Origin of the sequence: Pseudomonas sp. UBA7530, assembly GCF_002479365.1 — a bacterium.
Lineage (GTDB): Bacteria > Pseudomonadota > Gammaproteobacteria > Pseudomonadales > Pseudomonadaceae > Aquipseudomonas.
In genome coordinates this window covers 168,266-184,132 of record NZ_DLMS01000001.1, presented here as the reverse complement: position 1 = coordinate 184,132, position 15,867 = coordinate 168,266, and the positions used below count along the sequence as shown (strand labels likewise).

16 protein-coding genes and 1 pseudogene are annotated in these 15,867 nt (G+C 63.0%); 12 read left to right on the top strand and 5 right to left on the bottom strand.

Annotated elements, in window-relative coordinates; all coding sequences use genetic code 11:
• Window position 1: 1 nt before the first annotated feature.
• Together B2U07_RS00885 and B2U07_RS00880 are read right to left on the bottom strand one after the other, a co-directional pair.
• Window positions 2-976, bottom strand: a complete 975-nt coding sequence (locus B2U07_RS00885; protein ID WP_275545041.1) for an SDR family oxidoreductase — start codon at window positions 974-976, stop codon at window positions 2-4.
• Window positions 977-993: 17 nt separating this feature from the next.
• Window positions 994-2,787 (bottom strand): thiamine pyrophosphate-requiring protein, encoded by a 1,794-nt coding sequence (locus tag B2U07_RS00880; protein ID WP_275545042.1) that lies wholly within the window; start codon window positions 2,785-2,787, stop codon window positions 994-996.
• Between the two features lie 229 nt (window positions 2,788-3,016).
• On the opposite strand from B2U07_RS00880, the gene B2U07_RS00875 reads away from it, so the two are divergent.
• Both B2U07_RS00875 and galU (B2U07_RS00870) read left to right on the top strand, forming a co-directional pair.
• A complete protein-coding gene (locus B2U07_RS00875; protein ID WP_275545043.1) occupies window positions 3,017-4,378 on the top strand; it encodes a UDP-glucose dehydrogenase family protein in 1,362 nt (453 codons plus the stop codon).
• A gap of 41 nt (window positions 4,379-4,419) precedes the next feature.
• A complete protein-coding gene (gene galU, locus B2U07_RS00870) occupies window positions 4,420-5,259 on the top strand; it encodes a UTP--glucose-1-phosphate uridylyltransferase GalU (RefSeq protein WP_197855663.1) in 840 nt (279 codons plus the stop codon).
• Between the two features lie 193 nt (window positions 5,260-5,452).
• On the opposite strand, the gene B2U07_RS00865 is transcribed toward galU (B2U07_RS00870), so the two are convergent.
• Complete coding sequence (locus tag B2U07_RS00865) at window positions 5,453-5,887, bottom strand: VOC family protein (protein ID WP_275545044.1); 435 nt, start codon at window positions 5,885-5,887, stop codon at window positions 5,453-5,455.
• A 69-nt stretch (window positions 5,888-5,956) separates the two neighbouring features.
• On the opposite strand from B2U07_RS00865, the gene gorA reads away from it, so the two are divergent.
• The 9 genes and pseudogenes from gorA (at window position 5,957) to B2U07_RS00820 (ending at window position 12,099) form a co-directional block, all read left to right on the top strand.
• Complete coding sequence (gene gorA, locus B2U07_RS00860) at window positions 5,957-7,315, top strand: glutathione-disulfide reductase (protein WP_275545045.1); 1,359 nt, start codon at window positions 5,957-5,959, stop codon at window positions 7,313-7,315.
• 7 nt (window positions 7,316-7,322) lie between these two features.
• Window positions 7,323-7,946: a trimeric intracellular cation channel family protein gene (locus B2U07_RS00855; protein WP_197855666.1), complete on the top strand. Its 624-nt coding sequence runs from the start codon at window positions 7,323-7,325 to the stop codon at window positions 7,944-7,946.
• A 200-nt stretch (window positions 7,947-8,146) separates the two neighbouring features.
• The gene (locus B2U07_RS00850; RefSeq protein WP_275545046.1) at window positions 8,147-8,638 is read left to right on the top strand and encodes a hypothetical protein; all 492 of its coding nucleotides are present in this window, start codon (window positions 8,147-8,149) and stop codon (window positions 8,636-8,638) included.
• A gap of 10 nt (window positions 8,639-8,648) precedes the next feature.
• Complete coding sequence (locus B2U07_RS00845) at window positions 8,649-9,104, top strand: DUF421 domain-containing protein (protein WP_275545047.1); 456 nt, start codon at window positions 8,649-8,651, stop codon at window positions 9,102-9,104.
• 112 nt (window positions 9,105-9,216) lie between these two features.
• Window positions 9,217-9,384 (top strand): general stress protein, encoded by a 168-nt coding sequence (locus tag B2U07_RS00840; protein WP_197855667.1) that lies wholly within the window; start codon window positions 9,217-9,219, stop codon window positions 9,382-9,384.
• A 159-nt stretch (window positions 9,385-9,543) separates the two neighbouring features.
• A complete protein-coding gene (gene galU, locus B2U07_RS00835) occupies window positions 9,544-10,407 on the top strand; it encodes a UTP--glucose-1-phosphate uridylyltransferase GalU (protein WP_197855668.1) in 864 nt (287 codons plus the stop codon).
• A gap of 26 nt (window positions 10,408-10,433) precedes the next feature.
• Window positions 10,434-11,288 carry an SDR family oxidoreductase gene (locus B2U07_RS00830; protein ID WP_275545048.1) on the top strand — a complete coding sequence of 285 codons (855 nt, stop codon included), beginning with the start codon at window positions 10,434-10,436 and terminating at the stop codon, window positions 11,286-11,288.
• Window positions 11,289-11,400: 112 nt separating this feature from the next.
• Window positions 11,401-11,550 (top strand): annotated as a pseudogene (locus B2U07_RS00825) (general stress protein); the annotation flags it as partial.
• 78 nt (window positions 11,551-11,628) lie between these two features.
• Window positions 11,629-12,099, top strand: a complete 471-nt coding sequence (locus B2U07_RS00820) for a hemerythrin domain-containing protein (RefSeq protein ID WP_197855671.1) — start codon at window positions 11,629-11,631, stop codon at window positions 12,097-12,099.
• Window positions 12,100-12,138: 39 nt separating this feature from the next.
• Here the strand turns inward: B2U07_RS00820 and B2U07_RS00815 are convergent, their stop codons facing one another.
• Both B2U07_RS00815 and B2U07_RS00810 read right to left on the bottom strand, forming a co-directional pair.
• Complete coding sequence (locus B2U07_RS00815; RefSeq protein WP_296275499.1) at window positions 12,139-13,107, bottom strand: class I SAM-dependent methyltransferase; 969 nt, start codon at window positions 13,105-13,107, stop codon at window positions 12,139-12,141.
• A 15-nt stretch (window positions 13,108-13,122) separates the two neighbouring features.
• The gene (locus B2U07_RS00810; RefSeq protein ID WP_275545050.1) at window positions 13,123-14,523 is read right to left on the bottom strand and encodes an iron-containing redox enzyme family protein; all 1,401 of its coding nucleotides are present in this window, start codon (window positions 14,521-14,523) and stop codon (window positions 13,123-13,125) included.
• Window positions 14,524-14,686: 163 nt separating this feature from the next.
• Between B2U07_RS00810 and B2U07_RS00805 the strand changes: the two genes are divergently transcribed.
• Complete coding sequence (locus tag B2U07_RS00805) at window positions 14,687-15,823, top strand: carboxylate-amine ligase (RefSeq protein ID WP_275545051.1); 1,137 nt, start codon at window positions 14,687-14,689, stop codon at window positions 15,821-15,823.
• Window positions 15,824-15,867: the final 44 nt, after the last annotated feature.

The window sequence follows — 15,867 nt, the reverse complement described above, 5'->3', positions numbered from 1 at the left end:
GTCAGATCAGCAACAACACCAGTAAGGCTGCGCAGGTTCCCAGCAGGGCGGTCACTCGTGCCGAGCTCAGGGCCAGGGCGTGTCCGCGCGACCTGCGGGTAAAGCGTCCTCGCACCTCGTGCAGACCATCGATGCTTTCCAAAAGGTTGTCGCCTGCCGTTTCTGACTGGCCCTCGCTCAGCTGGCCTTGCCAGGCGCGACGCGCAAGGAGACGGTCGAGCAGGCCCGGAAAGAACTGATTGCCGATGATGGCCTTGACGGTGGGCAGGCCGACCCAGAGTTCCCGTGGAGGTGCATTCGCGACGCTGAAAATGGCGCGCGCTGCGACACCGGGGTCATGAATGGGCGGCACGGGTTGCACGCGTTGACCCAGTTTGTTGCGCGCCCAGTCGAACTGCGGCGTGTTGATCGCCGGCAGCTGCACCATGCAGACCTTGACCTCGCTGCGCTGGTGAATGAGTTCGCAGCGTAGCGAGTCGGTGAAGCCGCGCAGCGCGAACTTCGCTGCGCAATAGGCCGACTGCAGAGGGATGGCGCGATAGGCGAGTGCCGAACCGACCTGGATAATCACCCCGCGATTCCGTGTGCGCATCAGCGGTAGCGCCGCCAGGGTGCCATGTACGGCGCCGAGGTAGGTCACCTCGGTAACGCGCCTGATTTCCTCTGGCGTCAACTGCTCGATCGCAGCGAACACCGTGACCATCGCCGAATTGACCCAGACGTCGAGGGGGCCGAGTTCGGCCTCGAAACGTTGTGCCGCCAGCGCCAGGGCATTGGCATCGGCCACATCCGCGCTGATCGCCAGGGTCGGGACGTCGTAGGCCTGCAGCTCCGATGTCGCTGCTGCCAATCCTTCCTCGCTGCGGGCCAGCAAGCCGACGGCATAGCCCGCGGCAGCGAAAGCATGCGCGGTGGCCCGGCCGACACCGGCGCTGGCCCCGCAGATCACCACCACCGGGCAATCGTCTTTTTTCATTCAAACAGCCTCGAGGATCACTTCTTGTGCTTACCCGGCAGCAGCGAACCGAACAATTGCTTGGCGGTTTGCGCAAGGATGCCGCGCTGGTCCGGGTCGACCTGCAGCAGGGTGGAGGCGAACTGCTTGGCCTGCTCCAGGCTGATATGCGGCGGCAACGGTGGGACATCCGGATCGGTGCGAAATTCCAGCAGCACCGGACGATCCGCAGCCAGAGCCTGCTCCCAGGCCGGGCCGACGTCCTCTTCACGCTCGATCAGCAGGCCGAGCAGGCCAATGGAGTTGGCGAAAGCGTGGTAGGGCACGTCGGGGATGTTCTGCGAAGCCTCGAATTTCGGGTCGCCTTCCATCACCCTCTGCTCCCAGGTGACCTGGTTGAGGTCCTGATTGTTGAACACCGCGAGCACCCATTGCGGGTTCTGCCACTCGCGCCAGTACTTGGCCACGGTGATCAGCTCAGCCAGATTGTTCATCTGCATGGCGCCGTCACCCACCAGGCCGACCACCGGACGATCCGGATGGGCGAACTTGGCGGCGATGGCATAAGGCACCGCCGCGCCCATCGACGCCAAGCCGCCGGACAGCGAGCAGAGCATGTCGCGGCGGATCTTCAGATCGCGGGCATACCAGTTGGCGCAGGAGCCGGAGTCGCAGGTGACCACGGCGCGCTCGGGCAGGCGCGGCGACAGCTCGTAGACCACCCGCTGCGGGTTGATCGGGTTGGCCGACACCATGGCGCGGCTTTCCAGGGTCTGGTCCCAGTCGCTGCGCCACCCTTCGATGGTGGTGCGCCAGCTGTCATCCGCCTTGTTCTCCAGCAAAGGCAGCAGGGCGCGCAGGGTCTCGGCGGCATCGCCCTGCAGGTTGACCTCCATTGGATAGCGCAGGCTGAGCATGTCGGGCTGGATGTCGATCTGCACGCCACGCGCCTGTCCTTCTTCCGGCAGGAACTCGGAGTAGGGGAAGCCGGAACCGATCATCAGCAGGGTGTCGCATTCCTCCATCATCTTGTAGCTCGGCACCGTACCGAGCAGGCCGATGGAACCGGTGACCCAGGGCAGCTCGTCAGGCAGCACGGCCTTGCCCAGCAGCGCCTTGGCCACGCCGGCGCCGAGTTTCTGCGCCACTTCGAATACCTCATCGCCGGCATTCAGCGCCCCGGCGCCTACCAGTATGGCGACCTTCTTGCCGCTGTTGAGCACTTCGGCAGCGCGCTGCAGGTCCGCTTCATAGGGCACGACGCGCGGGTGGCGGTAGCCGATGCCACTGTGCAGGGTGCCGTGCTTGTGCGGCGGCTCGGCGTATTCGGCCTCCTGCAGATCGTTGGGTAGGATGATCGCCGTCACCCTGCGTTCACCGACGGCGGTGCGGATGGCGCGGTCGATCAGATGACGCACCTGCGCCGGTGCGCTGGCCTGCTGGACGAAGGCACCGGCGACGTCCTTGAACACCGAGACCAGGTCCAGCTCCTGCTGGTAATGCCCGCCAAGCGCGGTGCGCGCCTGCTGGCCGGTAATCGCCAGCACCGGCATATGGTCCATGCGCGCATCGTAGAGGCCGGTCAGCAAATGTGTAGCGCCGGGGCCCGAGGTGGCGATGCAGACGCCCAGCTGGCCGGAGAACTTGGCATCTGCCGCAGCCATGAAGGCAGCCATCTCTTCGTGGCGGGCCTGGATGAAACGGATCTTTCCATTGGTCCGGCTGAGCGCGCCGAACACGCCGTTGATGCCGTCCCCGGGATATCCGTAGATGCGCCGTACACCCCACTGGTAAAGCCGCTCGACGATGAAATCTCCGACTGTCGTGGCCATTTGCACCCTCCGTTAAATCGAGTTTCGGCCAGACGAGGCAGCGGTAACCAGGCGGCTACCGCTGTCATGACCGCTGATTAGGGTGGACGTGAAGCAGCGGCGGAAGTTTCTCCTGTTTGACCTGTGGTCAGTGCGGGCGGCTGCCGTTGTCATCATCGCTTCGCCATATCGTCACATCACTGCCACCGTGATTGGTTGCAATCGCAGCAAACGCCTGGAGGATGCTGCGATGCAGATATGCGTGATAGGAGCGGGGTACGTGGGGCTGGTGACGGCGACCTGCCTGGCCGAGATGGGCAACCAGGTGGTCTGCGTCGAGCGCGATCCGCAGCGCGTTGCGCGGCTTTCGCAAGGTGAGGTGCCGATCTACGAGCCGGGCCTGGAGGCGTTGCTCAGGGCGCAGCTGGCGGCGGGGCAGCTCAGCTTTACCGCGCAGCTTCAGGCCGGAATCCGCCGCGTCGAGGTCATCTTCATCGCGGTGGGTACACCCAGTGGTGAAGACGGTTCGGCCGACCTCAGTCACGTGCTGGCGGTTGCCGATGATCTGGGCGAGCGGCTCGACCATGCCTGCCTGGTCGTCGACAAGTCCACCGTGCCGGTGGGTACCGCCGAACGCGTCGAGCAGCGCATCAACGCCGGCCTGACCCGTCGCGGCAAACGAGCACGAGTAACCGTTGCCAGCAATCCGGAGTTTCTCAAGGAGGGCTCTGCGGTCGAGGATTTCATGCGGCCTGATCGGGTCATCGTCGGCTGTGACGACGAGCTCGGGCGTGAGCTGCTGCGCAGGCTGTATGCGCCGTTCCTGCGCAACCACGACCGCCTGCTGTGCATGGGCGTGCGCGCGGCCGAGTTCAGCAAGTACGCGGCCAACGCCTTCCTGGCCACCAAGATTTCCTTCATCAACGAAATGGCCGGCATCTGTGCGCGCCTGGGCGTCGATATCGAGGAAGTGCGCCGCGGCATCGGCAGTGACCGGCGCATCGGTACGCACTTCATCTATGCCGGCTGCGGCTACGGCGGCTCGTGCTTTCCCAAGGACGTCAAGGCGTTGATCCGCACCGCCGAGCACGAGGGCATCGAGCCGGGCATCCTGCGTGCGGTCGAGGCGCGCAATGCGCTGCAGAAGACGCTGCTGTTCCAGGCCCTGCGCGAACATTTCAACGGTCATCTGCAGGGGCGAGTCGTCGCGCTCTGGGGGCTGGCGTTCAAGCCCGGTACCGATGATCTGCGCGAAGCGCCGAGCCTGGTGCTGCTCGAGGCGCTGCTGATCGCCGGGGCCAGGGTGCAGGCCTGCGATCCGGCGGCTGCGGCCGCTGTCGCGGCGCGCTATCCGTCGGCGGTCGAGTCGGGGCAACTGCTTCTGAGCGAATCCCCTTACACCGTCACCCAGGGCGCGGATGCGCTGGTCCTGGTGACCGAGTGGAAGCAGTTTCGCCAGCCGGATTTCCCGCGCATACGCGGCATGATGCGTATGCCGGTGCTGTTCGACGGGCGCAACATCTACGATGCCGGCCAGTTGGCCGAGCAGGGGTTTCTCTATCGTGGCATCGGCCGGCCTGCAAGCGGCAGTTGTAAGGCTAGCGCGGCTTGATAGACTGACTGCGCATCCAACCATCCCCATTAGGGAGTCCCATGATCAAGAAATGCCTGTTCCCCGCTGCCGGTTACGGCACGCGCTTTTTGCCTGCTACCAAGGCAATGCCGAAGGAAATGTTGCCGGTGGTGAACAAGCCACTGATTCAATATGGGGTCGAAGAGGCACTGGAGGCTGGCCTCAACCAGATTTCCATCGTCACCGGTCGCGGTAAGCGCGCGCTGGAAGACCATTTCGACGTGAGCTACGAGCTCGAGCACCAGATCAAGGGCACCGACAAGGAAAAATACCTGGTTGGTATCCGCCGTCTGATCGACGAGTGCAGCTTCTCCTACACCCGCCAAGTCGAGATGAAAGGCCTGGGCCACGCCATCCTCTGCGGCCAGCCGCTGATCGGTGACGAGCCCTTCGCCGTGGTCCTGGCCGACGACCTGTGCCTGAACCTTGAAGGCGATAGCGTACTTGCGCAGATGGTCAAGCTGTACAAACAGTTCCGTTGCTCCATCGTCGCCATCCAGGAAGTGCCGAAGGACGAAACCTCCAAGTACGGTGTGATCGCCGGCGAGATGATCCGCGAGGACATCTACCGCGTCAGCAACATGGTGGAGAAGCCCAAGCCCGAGGACGCGCCGTCGAACCTGGCGATCATCGGTCGCTACATCCTCACCCCTGACATTTTCGACCTGATCCGCAGCACGCCGCCGGGCAAGGGCGGTGAGATCCAGATCACCGACGCGCTGATGCGCCAGGCCCAGCAGGGCTGCGTGATGGCGTACAAGTTCAAGGGGCAGCGTTTCGACTGCGGTAGCGCCGAGGGTTACATCGACGCGACCAATTTCTGCTTCGAGAATCTGTACAAGACCGGCAAGGCGTTCTGATACGCCGCCAGGTCAGTACTCGGGTCCGTCAGTCGAGAGAACGCCGCGATTGTCTTGCATGATCGCGGCGTTCTTCATTGCTTTACCGGACCGAATGTTTTTTCGCGGACAAGTCCGCTCCCACGGGAGCAGATTGAGCTGACAGCTCATACCCTGTGGGAGCGGACTTGTCCGCGAAGCTGTTGTGCTCGAATCACTGACCGTACCTGGGAACGGGCATCTGCTCCGAGCCGGGGCCGAGCGGCTGGCCGTAGCTGAATTCCACGTAGTTGCCGGCCGGGTCACGCAGGCCGCAGTAATAGCCAACCGGGTAGGGCTCGTCCCGAGGCGCCCAGATCAGGCAGCCTTCGCGCTCGGCCAGGGCGGCGATGCGGTCGACTTCCTCGCGGCTGCCCAGGGCGAAGCCGAAGTGGCTGTAGTCGTTGGCGGCCAGGTTGCGGTCCTGGCCGCCGGGCATGATGACGAATATGAACTGATGCTCCTTGCCCGGTTCAGCCATCCAGACGATGCGTGTGCCCTTGCCGGGGCGTTCGTGGATCACCTGCATGCCGCAGAACTGCGCGTAGAAGGCGATGCAGGCATCGAGATCGGGGACGTGCAGGGCGAGATGAGTCAGGGTAGGGCGCATATCCACCTCCTGCTTCCAGCTTAGCGCTAGCCTTTACGGTATGCTCCCCATCTGCCAAGGAGATACCTCATGAGTTACGACTTCGATCTGTTCGTGATCGGCGCCGGTTCCGGCGGCGTACGTGCGGCGCGTTTCGCCGCTGGTTATGGTGCTCGCGTTGCGGTCGCCGAGAGCCGCTACCTCGGCGGCACCTGCGTCAACGTCGGCTGCGTACCGAAGAAACTGCTGGTGTACGGCGCGCATTTCGCCGAAGACTTCGAGCAGGCCGCGGGTTTCGGCTGGTCGCTGGGCGAGGCGAATTTCGACTGGCCGACTCTGATCGCCAACAAGAACCGCGAGATCGAGCGCCTCAATGGCATCTACCGCAATCTGTTGACCAACAGCGGCGTCAGTCTGTTCGAGGGCCATGCGCGCATCGTCGATGCCCACACCGTCGAGGTCAATGGCCAGCGCCACAGCGCCGAGCGCATTCTCATCGCCACTGGCGGCTGGCCGCAGATTCCGGACATTCCTGGTCGCGAGCACGCCATCAGTTCCAACGAAGCCTTCTTCCTCAAGCAACTGCCCAAGCGCGTGCTGGTGGTCGGCGGCGGCTATATCGCCGTGGAGTTCGCCTCGATCTTCCATGGCCTGGGCGCGCAGACCTCGCTGCTGTATCGCGGCGATTTGTTCCTGCGCGGCTTCGACGGCGCGGTGCGTGAGCACCTGCGCGACGAGCTGAGCAAGAAAGGCCTGGACCTGCAGTTCAATGCCGACATCGCCAACATCGATCGCAAGGCCGACGGCAGCCTCGCCGCCACGCTAAAGGACGGCCGCGTACTGGAGGCCGATTGCGTGTTCTACGCCACCGGCCGGCGCCCGATGCTCGACAACCTTGGTTTGGAGAATGTCGAGGTCAAGCTGGACAAGCGCGGCTACATCGAAGTCGATGATCTGTTCCAGACCTCCACGCCGTCGATTCTCGCCCTCGGCGATGTGATCGGTCGCGTGCAGCTCACACCGGTCGCGCTGGCCGAAGGCATGGCCGTGGCGCGTCGGCTGTTCAAGCCGGAGGAATATCGTCCCCTGGACTACCGGATGATTCCCACCGCAGTGTTCAGCCTGCCGAACATCGGCACCGTTGGCCTCAGCGAAGAGCAGGCCATCGAAGACGGGCACGAGGTGAAGATTTTCGAGAGCCGCTTCCGTCCGATGAAGCTGACGCTCACCGAGAACCCGGAGCGCACCCTGATGAAGCTGGTGGTCGATGCCGACAACGACCGTGTGCTCGGCTGCCACATGGTCGGCCCGGAGGCGGGCGAAATCGTCCAGGGTCTGGCCATCGCGCTCAAGGCCGGTGCGACCAAGCAGATCTTCGATGAGACCATCGGCGTGCACCCGAGCGCCGCCGAGGAATTCGTTACGCTACGTACGCCGGTCAGCCGCTGAGGGCCTCATGGAAACGCTGTTCTACGTCGCCGACCTGTTCGGCGTGGCAGTGTTCGCCATCACCGGTGCGCTGATGGCCGGACGCAAGTCCATGGACCTGTTCGGCGTACTGGTGATGGCCATCGTTACCGCCCTGGGTGGCGGCACCCTGCGCGACCTGATTCTGGACAATCATCCGGTCAGTTGGATTCGCGACGACACCTACATCCTCGTCGCCTCCCTGGCGGCATTGGGTACCGTGGCCTGGGTGCGCATGACCCGGCCGATTCACGAGAAAGGCCTGCTGATCGCCGATGCCTTCGGTCTCGCCGTGTTCACCGTGTACGGCACCGAGCTGGCGTTGCAAAACGGCACGCCGATCAGCACCGCGGTGATCATGGGGGTGATGACCGGCGTGGTCGGCGGGGTGATTCGTGACGTGCTGTGCAACGAGATCCCGCTGATCTTCCAGAAGGAAATCTACGCCACCGCCTGCATCGCCGGCGCGCTTACCTTCATCGGTCTGCGCGCCCTGGGCACGCCGCACTGGCTGGATACTGCCGCAGCGATGTTCGTGGTGTTGGCAGCCCGGCTGGCGGCGATTCACTGGCATCTCGGTCTGCCGCGCTTCCATCTGCTCGACCGGCATTGAACATCCCTCGCAGGGCCGGCGGTGCGTAATGGCGCCGCCGGCTTTTTCATATGGCGTTTGCCGGTAGGCAATTGACCTGAAGCCTGCCACAACTTCAGCTGGGACCCGCGCAACGCGCGTCCGGCCTGCTGGCAGCAAGTAAAATTTTCTTCTGATATTTGCCACGGATGACAGGTCGTAGTTTTCAGGAGGAAACCAGCATGCACCTACCTGAACAAAGCAGCCGCAGCGCCCCCGTACAGGAGAACATGGCCCTGCAGGTCCGTGGCTGGAAGATCGAACGCCTGGGTTGGTATGGCCTGTTGCTGCTCATGGCTCTGGCACTGGCCGGGCTGTTCTCCAAGGGACCGCTCAGCGATGTCCAGGTTGGTGGCGGGCAGGATGCACTGCAGGTCGAATACCAGCGTTTCGCACGCAACGGCGCGCACTCGCCGCTGAAGGTGAGCCTGCAGGGCACGCCACAGCTGCATATCGCCGGCGAACTGTTGGAGGGCTTTTCCATCGACGCGATCCAGCCCGTCCCGAGACGCAGTGCCAGCGATGGGGCGGGCGGTTTGATTCTCGACTTCCCTGGCGAGGCCGAACGCATCGTCGTCAGCCTGCGCCTCACCGCCGACGGCGTGGGAACTTATCGCTCGACGCTCCATGCGGGCGGCCAGCAGGTCGAACTGAACCAGTTCATCTACCCCTGAGGAGAATCTCATGGACGCGGTACTGCGTGCTGGCGCCGTCTACCTGGCGTTGCTGATCCTGTTCAAGCTATCTGGCCGACGTTCGTTGGCGCAACTGACCACTTTCGATTTCGTGCTGCTGCTGATCATCGGCGAGGCCACGCAGCAGGCGCTGCTGGGCGATGATTTCTCCCTCACCAACATGATTCTGGTGGTCGCGACCCTGATCGCGCTGGACGTCGGTGCCTCGCTGCTCAAGCGCCGCAACGAATGGCTGGCGCACCTGCTCGATGGATCGCCGATCATCATCGTCGAAGACGGCGTGCCGATGCAGTGGCGTATGAACAAGGCGCGCCTGACCCTCGACGACATCATGGAATCGGCGCGAGAGAGCGGGCTAGAGCGGCTGGACCAGATTCGCTACGCGATCGTCGAGCGTAACGGCAAGATTTCCATCATCCAGCGGCCTGACGAAAAATCCACATGACCGCTCGTCAGTGATTGCCGAGCGAGGCGGATAAATAGCCTGAACGTCCTCGCAGGGCCCTTCCTCCAAGTCAGTGCACGGGCAATTTTGCCCATCACTGAGGAGAAACGAGATGACTAACAAGAACCCTGGCAACTTCGCCAACGATCGTGAAAAAGCTTCCGAAGCAGGCAAGAAAGGCGGCCAGAACAGCGGCGGCAACTTTGCCAATGATCGTCAGAAAGCCTCCGAGGCTGGCCGCAAAGGTGGCCAGAACAGCCACGGTGGAGGCCGCAGTTGAGTGATTGCGTAGCCTGGGGGAGGCCCGCTACGGGCCTCCTTTCCCTCACTCGCAACACAGCGCTCGCAGCGAAACGGCAATCGCGCGAAATTCCTTGAACTGCAAAGACTTCAGCCAGGTCAAGTTCTAGTACCGAGTCTCTCAACTGGTACAGAAACCATGATCAAGAAATGTTTGTTCCCCGCCGCCGGTTACGGCACCCGTTTTCTTCCCGCTACCAAGTCGATGCCCAAGGAAATGCTGCCGGTAGTCGACACCCCGTTGATCCAGTATGGCGTCGAAGAAGCACTGCAAGCCGGGCTGCATGAAATTGCCATCGTTACCGGTCGGGGCAAGCGCTCGCTGGAAGACCACTTCGATATCAGCTATGAGCTGGAGCACGAGATTTCCAATACCGGTAAGGAAAAATCCCTCAGCGGCGTACGCCACCTGATCGACCAGTGCACCTTCTCCTACACCCGTCAGATCGAAATGAAAGGCCTTGGCCATGCCATTCTCACCGGCCGTTCGTTGATCGGCGACGAGGCGTTCGCCGTGGTACTTGCCGACGACCTGTGCCTGAACCTGGAGGGCGACGGCGTACTGACCCAGATGGTCAAGCTCTACGAGCAGTTCCGCTGTTCCATCGTGGCCATCCAGGAAGTGCCAATGGAGGAGGTTTCGCGCTACGGCGTGATCGCCGGCGAAGCGCTGCGTGACGACATCTTCCGCATCGAGCGAATGGTGGAAAAACCCAACCCTGAAGATGCGCCGTCGAACCTGGCGATCATCGGCCGCTATATCCTCACCCCGGATATCTTCGAACTGATCGAACAGACCGAGCCAGGCAAGAGCGGCGAGATCCAGATTACCGATGCGCTGATGAAACAGGCGCAGCAGGGCTGTGTGCTGGCCTACAAGTTCAAGGGTCGCCGCTTCGACTGCGGTTCGGCCGAAGGCTATGTGCAGGCTACCAACTTCTGTTTCGAGAATCGCCATAAAACCCACCCGGTGATGGCCAGCCCGCGTCTGAAGGCGGTCTGAACGCTTAGCCGAAGGGAGGAGTGAAGATGAACGACAAGACTTTGCCCGCTCAGCATCAGGAGCGGCAACCTGGCGTCGAGCACGCCATGCATCCCGAACCGGTGTACCTCGCTGACGATTACCGCGCCGCTGGCAAGCTGGCCGGCAAGGTGGCGATCATCACCGGTGGCGACAGCGGCATCGGCCGCGCCGTCGCCGTGCACTTCGCCCTCGAAGGCGCCAAGGTCGCGCTGGTTTATCTCAACGAGGACGAGGATGCGCAGAAAACCCTCGACGAAGTGAACCGGCACGGCGGCGAAGCCATGGCTGTGGCGGGAGACGTCGGTGATGGCAGTTTCTGTCAGTGCGTGGTCGATGCGGTGATCGCCAAGTGGGGACGTCTCGACATCCTCATCAACAATGCCGGCGAGCAGCACCCCGAGCACAACCTCGAAGCACTCGACGAGGCGCAGTGGGAGCAGACCTTCCGCACCAACATCTTCGCCATGTTCCACCTGACCAAGGTCGCGCTGCCGCACCTGCAGCCGGGCTCGAGCATCATCAACACCAGTTCGGTGACGGCCTACAAGGGCAACCCGATGCTGCTCGACTACTCGTCCACCAAGGGTGCGATTACCTCGTTCACCCGGTCGCTGTCGATCAACCTGGCGCCGCGCGGCATCCGCGTCAACGGTGTCGCACCAGGGCCGATCTGGACGCCGCTGATTCCCTCTACCTTCAGTGCGGAAAAGGTCTCCGAATTCGGTGCGGAGACGCCAATGGGGCGCCCGGGACAACCTGCAGAAGTGGCGCCGGCATTCGTCTATCTGGCCAGTAACGACGCGTCTTATGTCACGGGCCAGATGCTTCACGTAAACGGCGGCAGTGTGGTCAATGGCTGATGAAAAAAGCCTGAACAACTCGGCGTAGCCCCTGCCTGAATTCATGTAGGGGCAATAACGCCTCGCGAAAAACTCTCAGGAGGTACCAGCAATGGCGACCAATAAAAATCCGGGTAACTTCGCAAATGATCGGGCCAAGGCTTCCGAAGCCGGCCGTAAGGGTGGTCACAACAGCGGCGGCAACTTCGCCAATGACCGTCAGAGAGCGTCCGAGGCCGGGCGCAAGGGTGGCCAGAAAAGCCAAAGCGGTCGCGACTCGTGATCGTCCCGCCTGGGCCCGCCTCGAGCGGGCCCGGGCTTTTGTAATGATGTGATTAGTAGACCTGAGGAGAGCAAGACGATGAATGCCATCGAACTGCTGAAAAAGGACCACGAAACCGTCAAGGACCTGCTGAGCAAGCTCGAGGAAACCACCGAGCGAGCGGTGCAGACACGCACGAAACTACTGGGCAAGATCGAGCAGGAATTGAAGATCCATACCGAGCTCGAAGAGCAGATATTCTATCCGGCCTTCAGGCAGGCCGGCAGCAAGGATGACGCCGTGCTGGCCGTCGAGGCCAAGGAAGAGCACCGCGCCGTGGAGGCGCTGGTACTGCCCGACATCAAGGAAACGCCGCCTTCGACCATCGAGTTCGCCGGCCGGGTCAAAGTGCTCAAGGAACTGCTTGAACACCATATCGAGGAAGAGGAGCGCGACATGTTCCCGCAGGCCCGCAAGCTGCTGAGCAAGCAGCAGTTGGAGGAACTGGGCGAGTCGATGGAAGTGCTGCGCAAGTCCCTCAAGAGCAGCGCTCAGGCCAACGCAGCCTGAGCCTAGAAGGGCCGGTGCCTGCGTCTGGCAGGCGCCGGCTTAGCGCTGGCGCAGATTGGGCTGATAGGTCAGCCGCAACGCCACGCAGGCGATACGTTCGGCCTCAGCATATTCGGGTTTCTGCAACTCCTCGCCAAACACGTCCGGATCAAGCTCCTGGTAATCCCAATCCCAGCCGGTGTCGCGCAGCGACAGGCGGATGGCATTGAGCAAGGGGTCCTCGCCGGCGAAGATCGCCACACCCGTATAGAGCAGCAGCGTACCACCCGGGGCCAGGCGTTCCATCGCCGTATCGAAGATCGCCAGGGACAACCCGGCGCCATGTTTGCCGCCGCCGTGGCGATAGGTGCGCTGTTGTGGATCGAGCATGTACGGCGGGTTGGCGATGATCAGATCGAACTGGCCCGGCACATCGCGAAGCAGGTCGCTGCTCTGTGCGTGAAGATTATCGATACCGGCCTGGCGCGCATTCACCGAGGTCATGGCCAGAGCCCTGGGATTGATATCCAGCGCCAGGACCTCGGCCTCCGGACGCAACTGCGCCGCGGTTATCGCACCAGGGCCGGCACCACAGCCAATATCGGCGATGCGCCGCAACGGCTGTTTGGCGTGCGCCAGGTAATCGCGCAGCAAACGGGTGAAGCGGTAAGTGTCAGGGCCGAAGAACACCGCGTCGCTTTCCTCGGTGGGGAAGCGCGAGTGCACGTAGAGTTCGTCGCCCAGGCTGGAGAAGCGCACCAGGCTGATCCAGCCCTGAGCCTGAGGCTGCAGCACCTGCGCTTCCCGCATGGCCTCGACGATTTCCTCGTCCAGCGTTCCCTCGGCGAAGGGACGGCTCCAGCCGAATACGTCACGCAGGTCGTTTGCCGGCGCATTGCCTGCGCGCTGGTTGACCCGTTGATGGGTAAGCGGCGTCGGGGTGACGAAGTGGTAGCCGCGCGCGCGTAGCAGGGCGCCCAGATGTAGCAGCGCCTCAGTTTGCGGGGTGTCGAAGGTCTGTTCGGGCATGTGCGAGCTCCTTGATCAGCGCGGCTGTCGCATCATCGCCGTGAAGGTACGGGTGGCGGCCAGGCCGGCGCTGGTCCAGTGCTGGGCCGGCGACTGCAACTCGATCAGGCGGCATTCGCGTCGATAAGCATCCATGCCCTGCAACTGCCGGAGCATGTCGCGCCGCTCGCGATCCAGTTCGCCCCGTTGCGTACCGGCACCGGACGATGTGGCAGCCTGGCTTGTCCGGCGCGCACGAAACGGCGAGCGCTGTTCGGCCTGCTGCCAGTCGCCGGATATCCAGTCTTGCAGCAACTGGCGCTCGTAGGGGCTGAAGACACCGAACATCGCTGCGCCCTGGCCCTCTACCAGACGCCAGAAACGGCTTTCGACCGGATCCTTGTCGCGTCGTATCCAGCCATTGCGCTGCAGCGCCTCGAGAAAGCCCGCGACATTGCCGGAGCTGCCCAGCCACTGGTTCACCGTACGGCCCTCGATGCGGCAGTAGTCGGAATGCACCTGGCTGGCCACCTTGCGCTTGCCTTCGAGCATCTGCAGTACCTGCTGCTGCAGATCGAAACCGTCGATCACGGCGGTGGAGCCGATGCCCAGATCGTTGAGCAGATAGCCGCGCATCACGCGCTCGTAGAAAGCCTGCGCGTCGCCAACTCGTGGCAGGTTGTCCAGCACGCTTTGCACCGCCTTGGCGGCATGGCCGCTGGAGCCATTGTCGATGGTTACGTGCAACTGAAAATAATAGGGGTCTATGTCCAGCTCGTTGAGCTCGAAGGCGCTGATCAGCAAGTGCAGCGGTAATTGCTCATAGCCGAGGTTGTAACCGATCACCTCGGGCAGAAACTCGTCGACCAGCAGCCCAAGGGCCAGTTGGATGGCGCCCTGGCGATACAGCGCGTCGTCCAGTTCCAGCGCATCTTCACAGCCCTGGCTGGCCAGCAGCTGCCGGTAGAGCAGCACATGATTCTGTGCGGGCGCGCCTTCGCCCAACTCTTCCAGGTAAGTCTGCACCAGCGGATACACGCGGTAATCGCGCCAGTGGGGCAGGGCGCCGTAGAGCCAGGCGCCGTCGACCAGCTTGGTTGGCGCGACCGCGCGGAGAAAATGCAGGGCATGCGCCTTGCGTGGAAAGAAACGGCGGCCCTGACCCGAGCGTCGCCCTTCGAGGTAACGGGCGTAATCGGCAGTCACGCTTTGATGCCGACGCAACGACCAGGCAGCCAGCTCATAAGGGCTGGCCGGCAGTTCGCAGGGCAGCTGCGCGACCTCACCCAGGCATTGCTGGATGAATTCCCTGGCTTGCGGGTGCCCCGGTTCGGGTTCGTCCAGCAGTTGGCGATAAAGGCTCTGCCAGGGACCAGTGGCAGGAGCGAAGGAAATCCGTTGTGCGGCAGGCGTGTCGATGAAACTGGCGATCGACATGGGTCAAGTCTCCTGAAAAAACGGGGGGCCATGTTCTGTTTAGGAGGGCTCTGCCTGGATAAAGATTCCACCTAAATTCGCTTCGCTCGGCGCTGCATCAAACAGGTTGAACCCAGGCCGCCGGCCACCCCTCAACTGCAGGAGTTCTGGGAGTAGGCGGGTCATGACCACGAGCACGTTCGGCATCGAAGAGGAGTACTTTCTGACCGACCTGGCGAGTCGCTGCGTGGCGCAGCAGGGGGTCGAGGCCTTTGCCGTGTCCAGCCGTCGCGCATTGGGCCAGTGCGTGACGCGCGAGATGTTCGCCGCGCAGTTCGAAGTGGTGACGCCTGTGCTCACCAGCCTCGAAGAGGCGTGCAACTTTCTCGGCCAGGCGCGCCGCACCATGGCCGAGAAGGCCAGCGAATTCGGCTGTGGCATCCTCGCTGCCGGCACCCATCCACTGGGGCAATGGCGTAGCGTGCAGGCGACCAACATGGCGCGCTATCGGGCGATTTTCGACGATTACCGCATCGTCGCCAGCCGCAGCGTGCTGGCCGGCCTGCATGTGCATGTCGGTGTGCCTGAAGGTATCGACCGCATCCGTCTGATGAACCGCCTGACGCCCTGGCTGCCGCTATTGCTGGGGCTGAGTGCATCCTCGCCATTCTGGGATGGCCGGCCCTGCGGCCTGATGAGCTACCGCCAGGCCGTCTGCGATGAATGGCCGCGCATGGGCATTCCCGATCACTTTCGCGATGACGCCGAATACCAGCGCTACCTCAAGGTGATGACCGCTACCGACTGCATCGGCTCGGCCGTCAACCTGTGGTGGAACATTCGCCCGTCGTTACGCTTTCCCACGCTCGAGCTGCGCATCGCCGACGCCTGTCCGCAACTGCAGGATGCCCTGTGCATCGCCGGGTTGTTCCGCGCCATGCTCGGCCACGCGCTGGATGCCCCACACCATGACTGGTTCGACGACCCGCTGACACGCATCCTCACCCTGGAAAATCGCTGGCGGGCCAAGCGCCGCGGGCTGCGCGGGCTGTTCATCGAACCGCGTAGCCAGAACACCTTGCCGTTCGCCGCCTGGCTGGATCAGGTGCTGGCCTGCATCGCCGAGCAGATCGCGCCCGAGGAGCGCTGGATCATGGCCCACGCGCGCAAGCTGGCCCGTATCGGCGGCAGCGCCGAAGCCCAGCTTGGCCTCTATCGCCGCGCCCGCAGCGGCGGCGCAGAGCATCGAGCAGCCGTGCGTGAAGTGGTGGACACGCTGATGCAACAGACATCCCTGCAGGACGTTCGGCAGATAGCCTGAACATCTGCCCGGCAGCGATTTCGGAACTAGACACATGCCTAATC